The sequence below is a fragment of the Legionella clemsonensis genome, from assembly GCF_002240035.1.
GTDB lineage: Bacteria > Pseudomonadota > Gammaproteobacteria > Legionellales > Legionellaceae > Tatlockia > Tatlockia clemsonensis.
Genome location: NZ_CP016397.1, coordinates 2,558,741 through 2,578,345 on the forward strand (window position 1 = coordinate 2,558,741; position 19,605 = coordinate 2,578,345).

Below are 19,605 nucleotides of genomic sequence, written 5' to 3' on the forward strand. Positions count from 1 at the left end.
ATGGTGCGAAAGGAGAGACTCGAACTCTCACGGGTTGCCCCACTGGAACCTAAATCCAGCGCGTCTACCAGTTCCGCCACTTTCGCAAAACAGGGTGGAATTATCAAACAGTAAGCCATCATTGTAAAGACTCAGAGTGAATCTTAAGCGTAGATGGCTATTATTATCCTAAAAATACATTGTTTCTATCAGTAAGAATCTTAAGTGTACTTTGGATAGGATGAATATGGGGTGAACGATGGGACTCGAACCCACGACAACCGGGATCACAACCCGGGGCTCTACCAACTGAGCTACGCTCACCATAATTATACACTAATCTAAAGGAATTCTGCACACGGCTGGCACGCCCGGCAGGATTCGAACCTGCTACCCTCGGCTTAGAAGGCCGATGCTCTATCCAGATGAGCTACGGGCGCAAATTAAAACTTGGTCGGGGTGGAGGGATTCGAACCCCCGACATTCTGCTCCCAAAGCAGACGCGCTACCAGGCTGCGCTACACCCCGTTTTAACCCGTCCTCAAGGACAGAGCGCATATAATACTCGTAGCAGTGCTGGAGGTCAATAACCCCAGGCAATTAATTTTCACCAAAGATTATTATCTAAATATAGATATCCAGAGCATAACGTACTTGCCTAGTATAGCAGATAAATTAATCTGGCTTGTTAAATGCTACCCGAACGACAAGCAAATCGTATTTTAACTAAATTAAACAATAAGGCGTCACCAGAGCAAAGCGAAGAATCTTCGTTCAAAGCGCGGGATATTATCTGTTGGGGATCTCTTTGCTCAAGCTGATGGTAACTTGTGCAACATAATGATGTTTAACTAATTCATAATTAATCTTGCCCTGAGCCAACGATTATTTATTGCTGCTTTATTTTTTTTTAGATAGCATAAAAACTCGTTGTTTTATTTCTAATGAGCTATGAAGTCTCGGTTATTACCTATTTTTGACAACATCAATTATCTTCACAAAAATGCAGAAAATGTTATTCTGCCGGATTCACGCTTTCAACAAGACTTCAACTTAAGCTTAAATTTTTTAAAAAGTTATGTAGGCAGTCTTGGAACATTTAACAGTTATCGTCGAGAAGCCGAACGTTTGCTGCAGTGGTGCTGGCATATAAAAAAAGTAACCCTTTGTGAGTTAAAGCGTGATGATATTGAGCAATTTGTACATTTTTGCCAAAATCCACCACAAACCTGGATAGGTTTAAAAAAAGTACCTCGTTTTATTGAAAAAGAAGGGAGACGTCAGCCGAATGAAAATTGGCGTCCGTTTGTAGCCAGTGTGAGCAAATCGGCAAGAAAACAAGGGGCCTCTCCTTCCGTTGAAAATTTCAGTTTATCGCAAGGCGCTATTCAGGAAGTATTTGCCATTCTCAGCACTTTCTTTAATTTTTTAATTGCCGAAGAGTATCTGGTAGCCAATCCGGTGGCTTTAATCCGTCAAAAAAGTAAATTTGTGCGTAAGCGCCAGGGTAATGCGCCTGTTCGCCGCTTAAGTTTAAATCAGTGGGATGCAGTTTTGGAGGCAGCAGACAAATTGGCGCAGGAAAATCCGGAAAAGCACGAACGCACACGCTTTATTCTTAGTCTGCTTTTTGGCATGTATTTACGAATTTCCGAGTTAGCTGCAAGTGAGCGCTGGATTCCTACGATGAATGATTTTGCCAAAGATTCGAATGGTCACTGGTGGTTTACTACTGTAGGCAAAGGCAATAAAGAAAGACAAATTGCTGTGAGTGAAGCAATGCTGGCAAGTTTAATACGTTGGCGTCAATTTTTAGGATTAACCCCTTTACCCTCTCCAGCGGACAATACACCCCTTATTCCCAAAATTCGCGGAACAGGTCCCATGAGCGATACTGCACCAATAAGGCGTTTGGTACAACGTTGCTTTGACTTGGCTGTTGAAAATTTACGCCGCAATAATCGTATGGAAGAAGCCGATAATTTAATGGCAGCTACGGTGCATTGGCTAAGGCATACCGGTATTTCAGAAGATGTAAAAACTCGCCCTCGTGAGCATGTTCGTGACGATGCTGGCCACAGCTCAAGTGCGACTACAGACCGTTACATTGACGTGGAAATGCAGGCACGCTACCAATCCGCCAGAAAAAAGAAAATTGCTGTCGAAAATTAAATGTTCAAACCAACGCACAAGCATCCACTAACTCAATATGCGCCTGGCACAAGGGCTCTCCAAGAAAAATTTCACCAACGCTTTGAAAGCGTTTAATGGAATCAGTGACCAAATAACGGATGGTGACTGGAGATAGCGCCTCATTGGCTAAATTGGATGCTACCAAGACTTTATGTAACGCTTTGGCAGTCGCTTCTGCGGAATCCACAATCGTCACTCTAGAGGGTAAAAGCGTTTGTAACAGCGGTTTAAAGACTGGAAAATGCGTACAGCCTAAAAGAAGGGTATCTTCTTCTGCAAATTCGGCTAGATAGTGTTTCAATGCCTCACGAGCCACTGCATTAGCAATCATCCCTTCTTCTGCCAATGCCACCAGAACGCTGCAAGCTTGAGCACTGATTTTCGCCTGTGGCAATTGTTTCTGTATCAAGCGCTGATAAGCTTTGGAAGCAATCGTTGTTTCAGTTGCCAACACGGCAATACGATGGTTTTTAGTGGCCGCAACTACTGCCGATGCGCCTGGAGACACTACACCCAAAACAGGAATATCTGGAAGCATGGTTTGCAAATGAGGAAGCGCTGCGGTAGTCGCTGTGTTACAGGCAATCACCAAGGCTTTAATTTGTCTTTCGATTAAAACCCGGCTCATTTGCACGGCATATTGCTGAACCGTATCTGGGCTTTTGGTTCCATAAGGCAAACGCGCCGTATCGCCCAAGTAAATAAAAGATTCATGGGGCAGGGTCGCTTTGAGGGCCCGAAGTACCGTCAAGCCCCCCATTCCAGAATCAAAAACACCAATAGGCAGATTATTTTTATTCATTATTTCCTATATTATTCAGTCAGTTAGCTTCTAACCACTATTTCCCATTTTAACCCCGGAAAGCGTTGAGGCTTCCTTCTCATCTTTTTTAACTTCAGTTTCTACTTTTTGATAATTTACCGTCTGACGGTAATGTTGAGTGGCAGCTTTTGCAGCGCTATCTGTAATTTTTTGAGCTTTCCTTGTTTCTTCACCAAATTTCTCTTTGGAGAACTGCTTCATCCCACTCAGGTTTCCGTCATAAGCGGTTACCAACTCTTTGTATTTTGGATGAGTAATCGATTCTCCTAAAGGCCCCCAACTTCTCACATATTTAGCTGGATTAAATTTAAAGGTATCACCTACCCTCACAGCACTACTGTCAAATTTCATATCAGGAATCTTCTGCCCGATCACCATTAAAGCTAACCAAACTCCTTCAATCATTTCTGCACTTCCATCATCAAGCCAGATGGGATTTTCCTTAGATGGAGGGCCATTGAGCGTTGATAATAAACTCTTGGCCGCTTCCATATAAACTGAAGGGTGTAATGCTGGATCTTTAGGAAGATTTCCCTTGCCAATAGTTACGGTAACATTAGGCAAATAGACTATTTTCCCATTTTCTGTTTTAACCGTATCGTGACCTTTTTCCACTAAAAATTGGCCACTATCCCGATTCTGATGACTGTCAACAAGTGCAAGAGTATGCAAGCGCACATGCCCTTCAGGGATAGGAGCTTCGGTTATAAATCTCTTGTTATCAGTTCGACTTTTAACTGTAACAGGAGCATCTATTTGCACTGAGCCACGCAATAAAGAATTTTTTTGTTCTTTTGGATAGTCTTGAAAAGTAGAGTCACAGCCGATAAATTGAATATCTCCCCCTTTTTTTGCAGCCTCAAGCGTTTTCAAAATGCCTTCCTTGACTAGAGGATTAGTTATATCAGGATCATCCGGATTTCCTCGTAAAAGCTGTTGTACTCTGATATAACGATCAAGCTCTTCTTCAGTTGATTTAATTTGCTTTTTAAGGGCTGTTCGCGTATCAGCTATTTTATTTTTACGCCAGCGCTCAGCTAGCTCCCTATCCTCAGGCAAACTGGCTAGCTGTTTTTGTAAGAGTGCTTTTTCTCTTTCATAAAAACGCACCATTGTTTCACACGCTTTATCCAGCTCTGTGTAGGTAGTAAGCATTTCACGAGCATTTTGTTTGGCAGAAGATTGAAAACCTGGATTTAACCAATCAATTGCCCTTGTTTCACTTAATTGTTTTAACTGCTTGTGAATTTTTTTGTCAGAGGAGGCAATTTCTTTATGTAAATCTTCGAGTGGTTTACGCTGATTTTTTAAAGAATTAAGTCTTCCAACAACGTTGTCTTCAGGGTAATGAATAAATGCAGCTTTATTTGCCTCTGCCTTTACCTCATTAAACATCTCTGGTGTTAGTTGCTTCTGTAGCTCGTCTAGGTTAAATACCTTCTGTGTTGGTGCAGCTTCTATGTCTTTAATTTTTTGAATAAACTCAGCTACGGTTTCGGAATCAGAAAATGCCTTATACAAATTATTTATCTCTGCATCTGGAAAAGGATTTTCTTTCTTCAAGCTCATTGCAAATTGCAAAATAGCTCGCCGCGCTTCGGTAACATTATCATCGCTAGTAAAATCGTGACTAATATCTTGATTGTGTTTCGCCAATAGATGAGCATTATGCTGTTGTTGTATATCAACTGGGCCATTGGCGCCAACCGGTGGCACCGAAGCTGCATTATAGCCAAACTCAGCCTCTAACGTATTATCTAGAAGACCCAAGGCTTTAGTTATTTCATCAACTACAGCTTTGTAGGCAGCATGATTCGCTACCCCCCCAGATAAATCAGGAGTTGCAAGTAGAATAGCATTGATACTTTTTACCTGCTCAGCGTTTAAGGAGGGCACTGAAGGGCTGTTACCAATAATCCTTGCCACTTCGCTATTAACAATTTTTGCAGCACTAGCATAGCGACTATTTTCCCTAGCTAATTCACTTAATGGATTTGCCTTGGTTATCGGATCTGCTTTTATTCTGACATCAGAACCTAGTACCCGTTGTATTTCTGTTTCGCTGCGTGCATCCATTAAAGAGCGGATAACATCCGGGTTGCCTACAATAGCTTTTTGCTTGACCAAAGGTAATTTTTCAACCACGTTTAGTAAGGCACTGTGGTTTGTAAAATTAGAATAACTGGCAAAATTTGCTTTAATTAGCTGCTTACTGGCTGCAGTTTGTACAGCAGCCATGCTTTCTTTGCTTACCCACTCATTAGAGGTAATGCCTATAGCCCTAAGAGCTTGTTTAAACTGCAAAAAGTCTTTTGCTTCTATAAGACTTTTAAAATCTTTTTTATCCTGGGCATTAAGAGCAGGATAGTTGTTGATTAAAATTTCAACCAATTTGCCGCGAAATTCCTCTTGCTCTTTTACGGGAAGAGTAGCTATTAAAGTTCCAGCATTCAGTCTGTTTAAATTATCACCGTTTAACTCAGTTGCAGCACCAGCAATTGCAGTAGGACTAGCTATAGTATTAAGCTGATTAATATTCGTTTTAAAGGCATCAAGTTTACCATCAGTCAAATCAATATTTTTTGTAATTCGTAAAGTTGCTTCAATAGCAGCATAAGCTCTTAGTTTATCTCTAAAGCTCCTATCTGCATTTTCTATTAAACTATCTGTGGGACTAGGTGCCTTCCCTAGCAAAATATTAACACCTGCTTTTAATGAAGCTTTATTAAGGGGAGTAGCAGTAATTGTGACGATTGCATCAGCAACAGAAGCATCGTCCCCTTTAATTTTAAATTTAACAAAATTTTCTAATGCTTGTTTTTTTATTCTGTCAACATTCGCTGGATTTTTAAAATAATTTTCTATTTCCTTTGTTGGAGCAGAGGGTGCACCAGTAAGAATAGTCAGGAAATCTGTAGCTGTGGGGCCAGGAGGATCAATTAATAGCAATGACTGCAGTTTATTAGGATCACTCGTATTCAATAACGTTTGTCTGACAGAAGCGGCAGCAACAATTTGCTTAATGCAGGCATCATTAATGAAAGCTTCCTGAAAATGGTGAGTATTTTTATACCCTAACACATTATTTGTCGCCAAGAGTCGCTTAATATCCTGCACCCGATTTAATTTCGTTAGTGCGCTTAAAGTATCCACATCAGTTAGCTCAGCTATCTTTAAATTTAAAGCTTGCACAGCTGCAACTTGTCGTAACGAGGGTAAGTTTTTATCAGTAACTGCGGCAGTTAGATAAGCATCATCGCCACCATTCTCTTTTAATAAGGCTCTTACAGCATTAACATCAGGTTGACTCGCAATATTAGTGAGTTTAGCACTATCGATCTCTTTAGAACTGAATAGCTCCGTGAGGTATTTTTTTCCATAAAGCTCTCGAAGCCAGGGAGCATCTGCATCAGTCAAAAGAGCTCTGTATGGAGGCTGAACTAGATTGTTTAAGAATGTGCCTGCATCCGCCTCTCTCAAATTAGCCCGAGCTTGCTCAAAATCAATAATAGGCTGCGTAGAGAGTAATAATTCATAACCTTTTTTGGCAGCTTCAACTTTAATAGGGTTGCCTAGTTGAGCCAGATCCATCTTTTGTACCGTAGTGGCAGGAACACCCAGTGCTCTAGCTGCAGTACGAAAACTATCGTTATCATTAGCATCCCATGCAGTCAATAAACTATCAATTTTATTTTTGTCCGTTGCTGCTGCAATTTTTTTCGAAAGAAAGAGACGTTGGGCTTCTAACTGAATATCATCTATTGCATTCACATCGAGAATATTGACACCATTGGTTTGCCAATCATGAATAATCACAGGAGGTTGACCAACCTGTATCTGTCCATTGTCTCTAACAAGTTTTTTACGAGCCTCTACCTCTACGTCCTCCTCAATGAGAGCCTTAAGATATTGCTCATTCATTTGAGTAAGACCTAGTTTTATTCGTTGGATAGCAGTTTGTTTAAATAATGCTGAAAAATTTAGCGCACCATCAGGACCATGTCCTACATCACCATCCGCTTTCAAAAAGTTAGCATCATCAGTAGGGTTATGACCTGTAGGAGCAAACCCTACAGGATCTAACGCTGATTTTCCCAACCCATTCCAAACTGTATGATGAGCCAGAACTGATTGCCTGAAATTATCTGCAGAAGCAGTGCCTACTTTTAATATTGCATTTAAAGCAGCAAGAGCATTGGGTTTCTCAGCAAGTTTTTCATCAGTTAAAGCAGATAAAAATTTGGCATTTAAGGCAGGCATACTTAACTCCGGCTCGAATTAATCGAATTATAACTTTATTTTAAACATAAATTATTAAGCAGTCCTTAAAACCTCTTAACAATATTTATTAAAACGGTTGATTTAGACGAAACTTTTTCTATGTTATATAGTATAGGCACATGGGTTGGACAAGGGAATGAATAAGCTAATTTATTGTATGATTGCTTTTTTGCCAGGACTACTTTTTGCACAAGGCTGTATTGTGGGAGGCAAGCCAGATCGTCCTCGTTATGTGTGCATGGATGGTCGCTCGTTAAGTCAAACCAGCAGCGGCTTGTTATGGCATGCCAAACGCGGGTGTTTTATGAGCAAAATTCCTTGCTGCGCTTACGATGCTACTCACTACGCTTACTCTGCCAACCCTTCTTATGTGTATTATTCCTATAAAAAATGCCGTGAGGGTTATCCTTATCATTGGGGAGAAATGCAAACTCATTAAATATAGATGCGTTGATTAAGAATAGCTGTAACTTACTGTTAACAGGATAGCCACTAATAACCATATCCCCATGCTGGTGACGAAAGCATATTGAAAAGGCTCAAACCTCTTGTGTTTTATCCAGAAATTGGCAAGAGCAACTGGTAAAACGGCTAATCCCATTAGCAAGATTAAATTGGCAATTAGCGGTGCGAAAGTAGCAGGAAGCCAATTTTCTAGGATTGCAGCCGCATAATGTAAACCCCATTTGATTCTTAACAATCCCCAGGACACCCAGACTTCATAATAAGCCACCAGTAGCGAGACTACAAACAAGGGCAATAATAACTTCATGCCGCGAATGGCAAACATTTTTTTCAAAAAATTGGACCACTCCTGGGAGAAAAAGACCAGAATTGCACAAGAAAAAACTACCAGAGCTATGGTTAAGAGCATGATTATCCCTTAGCCTCCAAAAGTTCCCAGCGTTCATAAAGTTGCATTAGGGTTTGTTCATCAGCGGCAAGCTGTTGATTAAATGCGGCAATCGTCTGTGCCTCTTGCTGATAAAAATCAGCTGCCGTCATTTGTAGTTGAGCTTGGCTTATTTTTTCTTCCAGAGCTTCAATTTTTTGGGGTAATTGTGCCAGTTCCCGTTGCTCATTAAAACTTAATTTCTTCGCATTTTTGGATCGTGATTTTACAGGCTTTACAGTGACCTCACGCTGTTGTTTCTTTTGATTTTGATAGTCCTCATACCCCCCCACATACTCATTGAATTGTCCTTCTCCTTCATAAACTAATACACTGGTAACCACTTGATTAATAAATGCTCTGTCATGGCTGATAAGAATCAAAGTACCAGGGTAATCAACCAGCATGGTTTCCAGCAACTCCAGTGTCTCGATATCCAAATCATTGGTGGGTTCATCCATGACCAATAAATTGACGGGTTTGGCAAATAGTTTGGCTAACAATAAACGGTTGCGCTCTCCACCAGACAATGTTGCAACAGTTTGGTTAAATCGTTCCGGGGGAAATAAAAATTCTCGAAGATAGGTAGCCACATGCTTTTGTTGACCATTAATGGTGACGTGATCAGCACCGTCAGCTACATTGGCCATTACCGTTTGTTGCTCATCAAGTTTGCGCCGTAGTTGATCAAAATAAGCCACTTGCAACGAGGTTCCATGACGAATTGAACCTGAATCTGGAGTTAATTCGCCCAATAACAAACGCACTAAGGTGGTTTTACCGCAACCATTGGGCCCAATAATCCCGACTTTATCACCACGCATTAGCAATAAAGAAAAATCCTCTAACAATTTTTTTCCATCAATACAGTAGCTTACCTGGTTCGCTTCAATAACCAGTGCTCCTGAACGTGAAACATCCATGGAGATAGACTTTACCTTGCCTAGCTGCTCACGGCGGGCTTTATATTGTTCACGCATGGCTTTTAAGGCACGTACGCGTCCCTCATTACGAGTACGACGCGCCTTTATACCGGTTCTTATCCAGACTTCTTCATCTGCCAACCGCTTATCGAATAATTCATTCTGCTTCTGCTCACTTAAACGTCTGGCTTCCCGTCTATCAAGAAAGGTTTCATAATCACAATCGTAGTTATAAAGTTTACCCCGATCTATTTCTACGATACGATTTGCAACCTGATTTAAAAAAGTACGATCGTGGGTTACCAGCAATAAGCTGCCCGTGTAGGATTTTAAATAAGACTCTAACCACTCAATGGCATTCACATCCAAATGGTTAGTAGGTTCATCAAGCAGTAGAAGATCAGGGGCTGCAATTAAGGCTGCAGCCAACAAGGCACGACGCTTCATCCCCCCTGATAATTGGCTCATTTCCGCATGCGGATCAACGCCTAAGCGACTGGCCATCATCTCCACACGAGGCAAAATATCCCATGCCTGTAAAGCATCTATTTTCTGTTGACAGGTCACTAGCCCGGTAATCTCATTGGCTGCTGTTAATGCATGAAACTGAGAAAGCACTTCTCCAACGTCACCTAAACTTTTTACCAAAAAGTGATAAACTGTTTCGTTGGCAATTATCGGTACTTCCTGGGTTAGTCCAGCTACGCGCAAGCCATTGATACGGCTTATTTGCCCGTTGTCAGGTACCAGCTCCCCTTGTAGTAAGCGCAATAATGACGATTTTCCAACACCATTCCTGCCCACCAGTGCAACCCGATCTTGAGGTTGGATTTGCCAGTCAACGTGATTCAGTAAACAATTACCGCCTAAATTTAAGGTGACATTATGAAAGGAAATTATACTCATATTAACCTAATTACTTCATTTATCCTGATAAAACTACTGTTGGAACTGCCACAGAGAGAGTTCAATTCCAGACTGCCTCACTTATCACAAAATTTTGTTTATGCCAACACGTTCCCAGGTCATAGTAGTAAACTGTAGAGCGTCGAATAATTTAATTATATACACTTCTCTTCGTCTCAACGTTCTGCAGCTTAAGAATCCAGCGATGCTGAGAGATGTGAGCAAGAGATAGAAACAAACCGCAGAAGTAGCAGTTATTCATAAATTGCATGTTGCTCTCTATGATGCGGTGCACATTTAAATGCTCTAAAGTGTATTTTCATTCCATTTTTACAATCAAACGCTTGCCTTGTTGTGATAAATTAAATTTACCAAGCACATTCATGCCTAGCAGCACCATGCTTTCATTACCAGGAATAATCACAGCCTTGACATTCTGCAACGTAAAATCAGCAAAGGATAGTGTTTCAAGCCGAGTTAAAGCGCCAGTAACCTCACCACCTGCTGTTTTAATCGTCACGTCATAACGTCCTGCCAATCCCATTTTTTTAGCCAGATTTTCAGGGATTGCGACCAATGTAGCGCCAGTATCCAGCAAAAATTTTACAGGATGTCCATTTATAGCACCATCAAGGTAATAATGACCTTGTCGATCCGGGGTAATTGCTATAACGCCTGGATGAATTTGGTAAGCCCCCTGGTCTGCATTATCGTAAGAATAAAAAAATACAAAGAGCAAAACAAAAAAAATTAGCCAGACGATAAGGAACATAAAACGTCCGACTTTAGTGTATTCCGTATTGTTCACCTGGCTATTCTTACTCGTTTGCAGGTAAAACCATAATGCCTTCAATCTCCACCTGAGCACCACGGGGCAGGGCACTTACGCCGATAGCTGCACGCGCAGGATAAGGCTCAGCAAAATAACGAGCCATTGCTTCGTTTACTAAGGGAAAATGATTTAAATCAGTTAAATACACGGTAAGCTTCACAAGATTTGCCAGACTGCCACCTGCTGCTTCGCATACGGCTGCCAAATTATCAAATACTTGGTTAATCTGCATGCGAATTTCATCACTGCATAATTGCATTGTTTCAGGATCAAGCGGTATTTGGCCTGAGAGATAAACGGTATTGCCACAACGAATAGCCTGACTGTAGGTCCCAATTGCCGACGGCGCCAAATTACTCTGAATAGATTGCATTAATTAGTCTCCTGCTTGTTGCGATAAAGTCGCATGACCACTTTATTTGCACGCAAACGGCGCATTACTCGCGCCAAATGCGTACGATCACGTACACTGATTGAGAAGGTGACCGCATTATGGCGACCGTCTCGTGGATCGACATTAATATTGCCAATATTAGATTCTGCTTCAGAAATGGCAGTGGCCAATGCAGCCAACACTCCACGTTGATTGGCCACTTCCACAGTAATGTCGACCCAATATTCACCCTGTACTTGCTCATCCCAACGTAAAGAAATTAATTGTTCAGGATTACCACGCCCTTGATTGACATTCGCGCAATCACTAGCATGAACAATAATTCCTCTTCCTTGTTGGAATCGACCTACGATACTATCACCGGGAATGGGTTGACAACAATCCGCAAAATGGACCACCATTCCTTCAGTTCCCTTAATAGCCAGAGGACGACTCTTGGTGGTTTTCTCAAGTTCCGGAGTTTCCTGAGAAATAATTAATCGCTTGGCAATGACCATAGGCATTTGATTACCGATACCAATTGCATAGAGTAATTCATCTGCCGACTTATAATTTAGATCATGAAGTAAAGCCTGTAGTGTTTCTGGAGGAACTTTGGCATAGTCACCCGATAGTTCAGCAAGTGATTGCTCCAGCAGGCGCTTTCCTAAAACGATGGATTCAGCATGTTGTTGGCTTTTTAGAAAATGGCGAATATTGCTACGAGCCTTACCAGTAACCACAAAATTAAGCCAGGCTGGGTTCGGGTGTGCTCCTGGTGCTGTAATAATTTCAACAGTTTGTCCGTTGGTTAAAGGAATACTTAAGGGCACGAGACGACGATTTACCTTTGCTGCAACACAACTATTACCTACACCAGAATGTACTGTGTAAGCAAAATCAACCGGGGTCGCTCCTTTAGGAAGCTCCATAATATGCCCCTTAGGAGTAAACACATAGACTTCATCCGGGAATAAGTCGATTTTAACATTTTCAATGAACTCCAGTGAACTTCCGGTACTACGCTGCATTTCCAGCAGTCTTTGTACCCATTCACGCGCTCGCAACTGGGCCTCATTGACTTCCAGACCGGAAGATTTATAAATCCAATGAGCCGCTACCCCATTTTCAGCCACTTTGTCCATATCCCGAGTGCGTATTTGCACTTCCAAAGGCACACCAAAAGGGCCGAACAGGGTCGTATGCAGTGATTGATAGCCATTGGCTTTGGGTATACCAATGTAGTCTTTAAAACGTTGTGGAACAGGTTTATAAGTTCGATGAAGTGCACCGAGTACACGGTAACAGGAATCAATGTCCTCGGTAATAACCCGAAATGCAAAAACATCAGTAATTTCTGCAAAGGAAGCCTTTTTTTGGCGCATTTTTCGATAAATGCTGTATAAGTGCTTTTGTCGGCCAAAAACATGTTCATAAGGAATATTTAATTGTTTGAGTGCTTGCTCCAAATCTTGTTCAATTTTTTGCGTTAACTCACGACGATTACCACGCGATTTATCCACTGCGGATTTAATAGCACGGTAGCGCATAGGATAGAGCGCCTGAAAACCTAAATCTTCAAGACCTGTGTAAATGGCATGCATCCCTAAACGGTTGGCAATTGGCGCATAAATCTCCAGCGTTTCAATCGCAATGCGTCGCCGTTTTACAGCAGGCATAGCACCTAGAGTGCGCATATTGTGATAACGATCAGCCAATTTGACAATGATGACACGGATGTCCTTCACCATCGCCAGAACCATTTTACGAAAATTTTCTGCCTGAGCCTCAGCACGTGACTCAAATTTAATTTTGGTTAATTTGGTAACACCATCTACCAGGGCAGTGACATCTTCGCCAAATTGCTGCGTTAAATCTTCTTTACTGATGGAAGTATCTTCGACAACATCGTGTAGCAGTGTTGCCATAATGGTTTGATAATCCAAACGCATACGAGCTAATATTAAGGCAGCAGCAACCGGATGAGTAATATAGGGCTCACCTGAACGACGCATCTGACCACGATGAGCTTTTTCTGCCACCAAAAAAGCTTGATAACATTTCTCGATAAGCGGCTGCTCTAGGTAGCATTTAAGCTCTTCGTCTAACTCCTTAAAGTAGCTCACGAAATACTCCCGTCCCTCAAACTACCGCTTAAATTGATTGATTCTCTTGGAAAATTGAACTGTTCTTGTGTTATCAAGCACAAAAACCAGACTTTCAGGCATTGTAACAGCAAAAGGCAGCAGCAAATTCTGAAAAATCCAGTAGTTCAAACCATGGAGACGAAAAAAACCCAATTAATCTTTATCCAAAATATCTGGTTTAACCAAACCCGCTGCAATCTCACGTAATGCAATTACTGTCGGTTTATCATTTTCCCATTCAACCAAAGGTTGCTCACCCCGTACAGCGATTTCACGAGCACGTTTCGTTGCTACCATTACCAGTTCAAAACGATTTGCTACATGTTCCAAACAATCTTCTACGGTTACACGTGCCATTACATTTACCCTCCAGAAACTCAAAATAATGTGTCGATGATAGCTAAGGGCTCTGTCATTCACTAGTAACTGATTTTCTATCTTATTCTATATAATATAGCTAATAGGCTGGTAATAAAGCTAGAAAATCAAGGTCTTGCTACTGATAGTTAACAAAAGGCCCAAAAAATAGTCTATTTTACTGCGATGATAACAGGAAAGAAAGTAATTTTCGTTGATGTTGCGATTGTCGCTCTGTTTTCAAACGATTTGCAACCACGATTGCCTGTAATTCTGCGGCTGCTTTTTCAAAATCATCATTGACTATAAGATAATCAAATTCAGTATAATGAGCAAGCTCATCTTGGGCGCGCTTCATACGCTCTTTAATAATTTCCTCATTGTCCTGACGTCTGCCATGAAGGCGCTGCTTGAGAGCATCCAGGGAAGGAGGAACAATAAACACCGAAACAGCCTCCGGAAAAAGACGGCGAATTTGCTGCGCACCTTGCCAATCGATATCCAAAAGCACATCCACACCAGACTCCAAACGAGTCGTAATTTGAGCAACTGAAGTACCATAGTAGTGATTAAAAACACGTGCATATTCAACAAACGCGTGTTCACTAATCATTTTCAAAAATCGCTGTTCATCAACAAAAAAATAATCCACCCCATCTTGTTCTCCTGGACGTTTATTACGTGTCGTATGAGAAACAGAAATAGCGACGTTTTCTACATTAGCAGCCAGTTTTTTAACCAAACTGGTTTTACCTCCTCCAGACGGAGCAGCCACTATAATTAGATTACCTCTAGTAGTAACAGCCATAATTATTACTCTATGTTTTGAATTTGTTCACGCATTTGCTCAATTAAAACCTTCATTTCCACAGCACTTTGAGTCAAAGCAATCGCATCTGATTTTGAACTTAACGTGTTGGCTTCCCGATTGAGTTCCTGCATTAAAAAATCAAGACGTCGTCCTGATGCTTCTGTTTTTTCCAGAATTCTAGCAACTTCCCTGACATGAATCTGCAACCTTTCCAACTCTTCATTTACATCAGCACGAGCTATTAACAAGGCAATTTCCTGCTCAATGCGTGGATTATCTACAGTAAGCTGCATGCCATTCAATCGCGTTAACAACTTATCCCGTGTGTGCTCGGTAGCATTAGCAACCAAGTGTAAACTTGTTTTTATTTCCTTCTCTAACTTTTCCAGTCGAATTGCTATCTGATTTTTCAGGGCTTGTCCCTCTTCCTTTCTTGCCGTAAGTAACTGCGTTAAGGTCTCTTCAAACAGTTGGCTAGCTTGTTGTGCCAGCACCTCAGCATCTGGCTGTGTCAGATCAATAACACCGGGCCAAGTTAAAATGGTACTGACTGATAAATCATTCGCAATCAACTTGCTAGTTGCCAATTTATCCCCTGCCTCAAGCAATTCACTAACCAATTTTTCATTAATAAGGACAGACTGCTCACAACCTACAGTTGCTTGAAATTTCAATTGGCATTCCACTTTACCACGATTCACTTTGTCACGCACCAAAGCTCGCAAGGAAGTTTCTAAAAAACGAAAGGAGTCAGGAAGACGAAAGCTTACATCGAGGTAACGATGGTTTACAGATTTAATTTCCCAGCAGAAAACCCCAACATCAAGCTGGCGTTGCACCCTGGCAAAAGCGGTCATACTGTATGTCATAGTAAATAGTAATTCATCCGAAAACGTGGGCGCGACTATATACCAAATTTGTACAAATGCAAAACTTCTTTAATTCCCCATTGCAATAAAAACGTTTATACTTAGGGTTTTATCGAGGATTTATCATGCGCCCCAGTAATCGTGAACCTAATCAATTACGTCCCATAAAAATAACCCGCAACTACACCCAACATGCCGAAGGCTCAGTACTTGTCGAATTTGGTCAGACCCGCGTATTGTGTAATGCTTCTGTTGTTGAAGGTGTACCCAGATTTTTGAAAGGTAAAAACCAGGGGTGGATTACTGCGGAATATGGCATGTTACCTCGCGCAACCCATAGTCGCACTGAGCGCGAGGCCAGTAAGGGCAAACAAGGGGGCAGAACACTAGAAATTCAACGACTGATTGGTCGCTCTCTTCGTACCTGTGTCGATTTAAAGCTGCTTGGAGAAACTACCATTACATTAGACTGTGATGTAATACAGGCCGATGGAGGTACACGCACTGCAGCAATTACGGGGGCCTGTGTCGCTTTAAAAGATGCCGTAGCGTGGATGGCAGGACGCGAAAAACTTCGTAAAATGCCCCTCTTCAATTATGTCGCAGCAATTTCAGTAGGAATTTATCGCGGCCAACCCGTACTGGATCTGGATTATGCAGAAGATGTATTAGCTGAAACCGACATGAATGTGGTAATGAATGAAGAAGGACATTTTATTGAAGTACAAGGCACTGCGGAAGATCGAAGCTTTACTCGCGACCAGCTGAACAGTATGCTTTCTCTGGCCGAAGAGGGAATACAACAATTGGTTGAGCTGCAGAAAGGTGCCTAACTTTTCCGTTTTCTCGTTAGATTATTATTCCCGTCACAGGCGGGAATTTATCTTAGTAAACCAAGCATTCTCACGGCATCCTAGGTGCTTACATTTTCGCTCTTGGCAATTGCGTCTTTCTATCAAGTATTTCTGTATTTAATTCATTATATCTATTACCTCGATACCTGAATTTTGTTGGATAAAATGAATTCTCCTAGCTAAACTCCCGTTTGGATTTAATGGTTTCCCCTCTGCTAATAAACTATCTTGTAACTTACTAAGAAGGTTTCTTACGCTCATCTCCTCTAAGGAGGGTTCAGTCTGAGGGTGCGTAAATTCAGTAACAACCAATTTAACAGCATCAATGTGATGGCGATTCCAATGTCCTGTACAAGCTAATTTTAACGATGAGAAAAAATTTGGATAGTAGTACGGAACACTCTTGCAATAATCGCCCAGTAACGCAACAGCAGAATGATAATCTTTAAAGGACTGATCAACAGGTACGGAGAATTTTTTTTCATCTCGTCCTTTTGCCCACATCGTTTCGTAGCTTTTAGGAAAAATTTGCTTAGCGTCATTTTTAATTAAGGGCTCAATTTCTCTTAGGACCCTTTTTGCGGCAATTTCAAATACGAGATTAACATTTACATCGTTTTTAGCGCTGGTTTCTACATAATCAATATTAGGGTATCCCTTTAGTAAGTCCTTTACATCGTCTTTTGAAATGAGGCGTTTTTGAGCTTTATCAATCTTCGTAGCTACTAAAATAATTGCTTTAGCGGAACTGTAAGGAGAAGTTAAATTGGTTACATTAGATAACTGAGCCTTTAAATCCTCCAAAGAGGTTTGATTTATGTCAAATGTAACTATTAAAGCCTGTATTCTTTCAGGATATTTATTGCGCTTAGAGTGATCACTGTCTAAGCCATGAAGCATAATTTTTTTATTATTTACCGATACAGAGCGTAAAAAAAAATCCATGCCAACATTATCTATAGCGGATTGAATATAAATTCCTTTAAAATACCTCTTAAACAAACATGTTTTTCCACTTTGTGGAGCACCAACGACCCATAGTCGAAACGTGTGATCAGGCTCCCTATAGGTAGGAACGTCAGAATGTAATGGAGTGAATTGAGAAGTATCAGCGTTTTCTTTTGCTTCTACAATATCTGAAAAAATTATTCTCTGCTCATATTTTTGCTTCATAAGGGTCTCCTGCTAAGGTATAAGAACTATTTATGATTAATATTTGCTTATATTGACCATAATAGCGACATCTTTCGCATAAATAAAATTGATTGTTTATATACTGAATATAATTTTTTTATATCTTTTAGTCATATATTTTATAGTTTTCCAAACAAAAAACATTCATACGGGGGGAGAATCCTAAAAAAGGTTACTTAGATTACGCTAGACTTATGGGTGCTTTGAACCTCATCATCGATTACTAGCGCAGAATTTAATTGAGACAATTGATATTTCCTACCTATCTCTTCAAACAAATCATTTTGGCGCTTGAAAAATACAATTAGCCCGGCAGTTGAAGTATCATTTAAAGGAGGGGATTCATTGTTGCGCTTTGAAAGTTCTGTAATTGCATTTTCTAGTGCTTCATGAAAAGAAATTTTTATGTTTGAGTTAAATAAAGATTTTATAAATAAATTTGCTGCATTGTTAAAATTCCAATAACGTAAAAATCTTATCACCAAATGATCTTCTGGATTCATAAAACCACCTCATATAAAAACATCGTACAACATTGTATCCTGGATTAGGACTTTACCTATGAGGACCTAGAAATCCAGGCTTAAATTCGCAGTAAATTTCTTTTGCGTTTGTAATATTAGCAGAAAACAAAGAGTTAGTCGCTAATACGGAAGAGGACGCAATTTCTGATTTATTTTTAGACCGCTTATTGGAGTATCTCTCAATTAAATCGGCTGCAGCTGTAAATCCCCGACTTCTAGCATATTCAAGAGGAGTCTTATTTTGATAACATCTTATATCAGTTTCTGCTCCATTTTGAAGTAAGCACTCAACTACTGCTACTGCCTCAACAGAGCCCGGCTCTCCAAATGATTTTTTATTATTTATTGCCCAGTGAAGCGCAAGCTTATTCATATTATGATCGGGGGTATCTAGATTTGCACCCATGTTAATTAATGTTTGGACTGCATCAACAGAATAACCATACTCACATGTTACTCCCAGCATTGTATTACCACAGCTATCAAAAGCATTAGCAGTAATAGCAAGAATATATTTAGGCGTCTCATTAGGAGTAAATTCTAAAAATCTATTAATTGACTCCTTTGATTTTAAGGCATGCGGAAAACTGCGTATTATTTTTTGTATCTTATCCAGCTCCTCTTCGGAAAGCTCTATCTCGCTATCTATATAATAACCATAACCTTCAGGATTAAAATTATATCTTTTCATTTCATTACTCCAATTTACAACCTATTGCTTAGAACGATTTAAAATTAAGGGAAGTACCTTTTGTGGCTCAAAATTAGCTGCGTTTATCCTGCTACCACTAGGACAAGCCATAACTTTGAAATTAATTTCACACACTATTATCTTGCACAAGTTACCGTCATCCTTCGCTTCGCTGAGAATAGCGCTTTGTTGCCCCGTGCTACCACTATATTGAAGTTTAAATTTTGCAATAAATTTGCTATCTTTAGCATTTTTCTCAGCTTTAATTATGACCACTATCGCTGAACGAGTGCATTATCTTAAAGAGTTAATTAGCTCAACAGCCCAACATTATCAGCGCTCCCCACAAGAAATTTTATTGCTTGCCGTCAGTAAAGGTCAGTCGACAGAAGCAATCCAGGAAGCTTATGAAGCAGGCTTAAGAGATTTTGGTGAAAACTATTATCAGGAGGCATGGAAAAAAATTCAATCCCTTCACTCTCTGACAATTTGCTGGCATTTTATAGGGCCAATTCAAAGCAATAAAACTAAAGGCATTGCTCAGCATTTTGATTGGGTTCATAGTTTAAGTCGAGAAGAAATTGCCTGTTTGCTTAATAAATATCGACCTGATTATCTTCCGCCTCTTAACGTATGCTTACAAATTAATCTGGATAATGAACTAACAAAATCAGGGATCAATGGAGAACACGCGATTGAATTTGCTAAATTGGTTAATACATTACCTAAATTAAAATTACGTGGTCTAATGGCTATTCCTCTACCTCATCATGAGGAACAACAACAGTACCAAAGTTTGTTACGGTTAAAACAATTATTAAATACTCTTAATAGAAGGCTTGATTTGAGCATGGACACCCTTTCTATGGGTATGAGCGAAGACTTAATAGCAGCAATTCGTGCAGGCAGTACCATTGTACGTATTGGCCGAGCATTGTTCGGCGAACGATAATGCC

17 protein-coding genes and 4 tRNA genes are annotated in these 19,605 nt (G+C 40.5%); 4 read left to right on the forward strand and 17 right to left on the reverse strand.

Annotation, left to right across the window (positions count from 1 at the left end):
• Position 1: 1 nt before the first annotated feature.
• From clem_RS11205 to clem_RS11220, 4 genes are all read right to left on the reverse strand, one after another.
• Positions 2–86: transfer RNA gene (locus tag clem_RS11205), tRNA-Leu, on the reverse strand.
• A 141-nt stretch (positions 87–227) separates the two neighbouring features.
• A tRNA-His gene (locus clem_RS11210) sits at positions 228–303 on the reverse strand.
• A 39-nt stretch (positions 304–342) separates the two neighbouring features.
• Positions 343–419 (reverse strand) — tRNA-Arg (locus clem_RS11215).
• 11 nt (positions 420–430) lie between these two features.
• Positions 431–507, reverse strand: a tRNA-Pro gene (locus clem_RS11220).
• Positions 508–930: 423 nt separating this feature from the next.
• On the opposite strand from clem_RS11220, the gene clem_RS11225 reads away from it, so the two are divergent.
• Positions 931–2,151, forward strand: coding sequence for a tyrosine-type recombinase/integrase (locus tag clem_RS11225; RefSeq protein WP_094091639.1), 1,221 nt, complete (start codon positions 931–933; stop codon positions 2,149–2,151).
• A gap of 4 nt (positions 2,152–2,155) precedes the next feature.
• On the opposite strand, the gene murI is transcribed toward clem_RS11225, so the two are convergent.
• Positions 2,156–2,974, reverse strand: coding sequence for a glutamate racemase (gene murI / locus clem_RS11230; protein ID WP_094091640.1), 819 nt, complete (start codon positions 2,972–2,974; stop codon positions 2,156–2,158).
• Between the two features lie 30 nt (positions 2,975–3,004).
• Positions 3,005–7,255 (reverse strand): hypothetical protein, encoded by a 4,251-nt coding sequence (locus tag clem_RS11235; protein WP_094091641.1) that lies wholly within the window; start codon positions 7,253–7,255, stop codon positions 3,005–3,007.
• A 157-nt stretch (positions 7,256–7,412) separates the two neighbouring features.
• On the opposite strand from clem_RS11235, the gene clem_RS11240 reads away from it, so the two are divergent.
• Complete coding sequence (locus clem_RS11240) at positions 7,413–7,715, forward strand: hypothetical protein (RefSeq protein WP_094091642.1); 303 nt, start codon at positions 7,413–7,415, stop codon at positions 7,713–7,715.
• Between the two features lie 15 nt (positions 7,716–7,730).
• Here clem_RS11240 and clem_RS11245 read toward each other — a convergent pair whose 3' ends face one another.
• The 8 genes from clem_RS11245 to clem_RS11280 form a co-directional block, all read right to left on the reverse strand.
• The gene (locus clem_RS11245; RefSeq protein ID WP_094091643.1) at positions 7,731–8,150 is read right to left on the reverse strand and encodes a hypothetical protein; all 420 of its coding nucleotides are present in this window, start codon (positions 8,148–8,150) and stop codon (positions 7,731–7,733) included.
• Positions 8,151–8,152: 2 nt separating this feature from the next.
• Positions 8,153–9,997 carry an ATP-binding cassette domain-containing protein gene (locus clem_RS11250; protein ID WP_094091644.1) on the reverse strand — a complete coding sequence of 615 codons (1,845 nt, stop codon included), beginning with the start codon at positions 9,995–9,997 and terminating at the stop codon, positions 8,153–8,155.
• Between the two features lie 319 nt (positions 9,998–10,316).
• Positions 10,317–10,805, reverse strand: a complete 489-nt coding sequence (locus clem_RS11255) for a retropepsin-like aspartic protease family protein (RefSeq protein ID WP_198333116.1) — start codon at positions 10,803–10,805, stop codon at positions 10,317–10,319.
• A 10-nt stretch (positions 10,806–10,815) separates the two neighbouring features.
• Complete coding sequence (locus clem_RS11260) at positions 10,816–11,202, reverse strand: RidA family protein (RefSeq protein ID WP_094091646.1); 387 nt, start codon at positions 11,200–11,202, stop codon at positions 10,816–10,818.
• A complete protein-coding gene (spoT, locus tag clem_RS11265) occupies positions 11,202–13,328 on the reverse strand; it encodes a bifunctional GTP diphosphokinase/guanosine-3',5'-bis pyrophosphate 3'-pyrophosphohydrolase (RefSeq protein ID WP_094091647.1) in 2,127 nt (708 codons plus the stop codon). The genes clem_RS11260 and spoT overlap by 1 nt, the downstream gene beginning before the upstream one ends.
• Before the next feature lie 174 nt (positions 13,329–13,502).
• Positions 13,503–13,706, reverse strand: coding sequence for a DNA-directed RNA polymerase subunit omega (rpoZ, locus tag clem_RS11270; protein ID WP_094091648.1), 204 nt, complete (start codon positions 13,704–13,706; stop codon positions 13,503–13,505).
• Positions 13,707–13,884: 178 nt separating this feature from the next.
• Complete coding sequence (gene gmk, locus clem_RS11275) at positions 13,885–14,514, reverse strand: guanylate kinase (RefSeq protein ID WP_094091649.1); 630 nt, start codon at positions 14,512–14,514, stop codon at positions 13,885–13,887.
• Positions 14,515–14,519: 5 nt separating this feature from the next.
• Positions 14,520–15,386 (reverse strand): YicC/YloC family endoribonuclease, encoded by an 867-nt coding sequence (locus tag clem_RS11280; RefSeq protein WP_094091650.1) that lies wholly within the window; start codon positions 15,384–15,386, stop codon positions 14,520–14,522.
• Between the two features lie 125 nt (positions 15,387–15,511).
• On the opposite strand from clem_RS11280, the gene rph reads away from it, so the two are divergent.
• Positions 15,512–16,219 (forward strand): ribonuclease PH, encoded by a 708-nt coding sequence (gene rph, locus clem_RS11285; RefSeq protein WP_094091651.1) that lies wholly within the window; start codon positions 15,512–15,514, stop codon positions 16,217–16,219.
• Between the two features lie 138 nt (positions 16,220–16,357).
• Here rph and clem_RS11290 read toward each other — a convergent pair whose 3' ends face one another.
• The 3 genes from clem_RS11290 to clem_RS11300 all read right to left on the reverse strand — a co-directional run bounded on the left by clem_RS11290 (position 16,358) and on the right by clem_RS11300 (position 18,649).
• Positions 16,358–17,413 carry a DUF5617 domain-containing protein gene (locus clem_RS11290; protein ID WP_094091652.1) on the reverse strand — a complete coding sequence of 352 codons (1,056 nt, stop codon included), beginning with the start codon at positions 17,411–17,413 and terminating at the stop codon, positions 16,358–16,360.
• Between the two features lie 197 nt (positions 17,414–17,610).
• Positions 17,611–17,937 (reverse strand): hypothetical protein, encoded by a 327-nt coding sequence (locus clem_RS11295; RefSeq protein ID WP_094091653.1) that lies wholly within the window; start codon positions 17,935–17,937, stop codon positions 17,611–17,613.
• 52 nt (positions 17,938–17,989) lie between these two features.
• On the reverse strand, positions 17,990–18,649 hold the full coding sequence (locus tag clem_RS11300; protein ID WP_094091654.1) for an ankyrin repeat domain-containing protein: 660 nt from the start codon (positions 18,647–18,649) through the stop codon (positions 17,990–17,992).
• A gap of 268 nt (positions 18,650–18,917) precedes the next feature.
• Between clem_RS11300 and clem_RS11305 the strand changes: the two genes are divergently transcribed.
• The gene (locus clem_RS11305) at positions 18,918–19,601 is read left to right on the forward strand and encodes a YggS family pyridoxal phosphate-dependent enzyme (protein ID WP_094091655.1); all 684 of its coding nucleotides are present in this window, start codon (positions 18,918–18,920) and stop codon (positions 19,599–19,601) included.
• The last annotated feature ends 4 nt before the right edge of the window (positions 19,602–19,605 follow it).